1 protein-coding gene and 1 pseudogene are annotated in these 1,316 nt (G+C 74.1%); one reads left to right on the forward strand and one right to left on the reverse strand.

The features are described 5' to 3' along the window. Positions 1–231: pseudogene (locus tag ACWF94_RS40645) on the forward strand (ABC transporter ATP-binding protein/permease); the annotation flags it as partial. A 106-nt stretch (positions 232–337) separates the two neighbouring features. Here ACWF94_RS40645 and ACWF94_RS40650 read toward each other — a convergent pair. Further along, positions 338–1,033 carry a TetR/AcrR family transcriptional regulator gene (locus ACWF94_RS40650; protein ID WP_453500348.1) on the reverse strand — a complete coding sequence of 232 codons (696 nt, stop codon included), beginning with the start codon at positions 1,031–1,033 and terminating at the stop codon, positions 338–340. Positions 1,034–1,316 lie beyond the last annotated feature (283 nt).

The following is a 1,316-nucleotide window of genomic DNA, read 5'->3' on the forward strand; positions in this document are numbered from 1 at the left end:
GTCGCGGTCCAGCAGGCCATCGACGCCCTCGTCGCCGAGAAGACGGTGCTCGTCATCGCCCACCGGCTGTCCACCGTCACCGGAGCCGACCAGATCCTGGTGATCGACGACGGCCGCGTCGCCGAGCGCGGCACCCACGAGGAACTGCTGGTGGCCAAGGGCCGCTACGCCGCCATGTGGTCGGCCCAGACCGGCGCGCGTCAGTGGCGCGTCGCCGCGACCCGGAGCTGACCGGGTGCCCGGCGGTCGCCGGCGGCGGGTGCTTCCGCCGGCGGCGACATCACGGGTACCGGCGGCCGTCGTCCCCACCGATCCCGGGCAGGGGGCACGGCCGGCCTCATCGACGCGGCGCCAGCAGCGCGCTCAGCAGCCCGCGGATCGGGCCGCTGAAGGTGTCCGTGTCCCCGTCCCCGTCTCCGTCTCCGTCTCCGGAATCCTGGTACGCCCGGATGACGCGGACGAAGGCCGGCAGCCGCTCGGGGTCGACACGCTCCACCGCCAGGCTGCGCTGGGTCGGCTCGCGCGGCGGCACCAGGGGGTGCTGGGCGAGCAGTTCACCGAGCAGCAGATGCCAGCACGCCCAGTAGGCGGACAGCGCCTCCCGGGGAGAGAGCCCGGCCGCCATGAAGTCGGCGAAGCACGCGTCGGCGAAGGAGAACGCGGTCTCGGCGACGAGATCGCCGCGGATGAGGATGTGCAGCACCCACACATGGCCGGCGAGATAGTCGTGCGCCTCGATCAGCCGCCGCAGCAGACGCTCCTCGGGCGAATCGCCCGGCACCGCCACCGGCAGACCCTCGGCGATCTGCTCCAGGATGGCCAGCAACAGGGTGTCGCGGTCGGTGACATGCCGGTAGAGCGAGGTCGCCGCGGTGTCCAGCTCCCGCGCCACGGCACGCATGGTCAGCGCGTCCAGTCCGTCCCGTTCGATCACCCGGCGGCCCGCCGCCACGACCGATGCCGTGGTCAGCCCCGGCCGTGGATGACGACGGCCGTAGCGGCCCCGTTCCTCAAGACTGGACTCCCGCACCATGGAGCCATCGTTTCATGGCCGGACCACATGTCAGCGGCGCGCGCCCGGGCCGTCACTCCCCGGCCGACCTGGCGTCCGGGACCGGTTGAGCCGCGGGCCGCGCCCGCCGACGGTGAAGGGTCGGCCTGTCGCCCCGCGCGGCAGGGCGGGCCGGGGCCGGCCGTCGCCCGGCCCAGCGCCGAGGTCTCCTTCGCTCACGCATCGCCTCCGCCGGGGCCCTGGATGGGCCGGATGACGACCGGGTAGTCGGGGGCGCCCTGGGGAACAGGGCACTGGGCGATAC

The sequence above is a fragment of the Streptomyces sp. NPDC055078 genome (assembly GCF_053607985.1).

Coding starts and splice junctions, on each gene's coding strand:
- ACWF94_RS40650 (WP_453500348.1), bottom strand. CDS start 1,033: ATGGTGCGGGAGTCCAGTCTTGAGGAACGGGGCCGCTACGGCCGTCGT.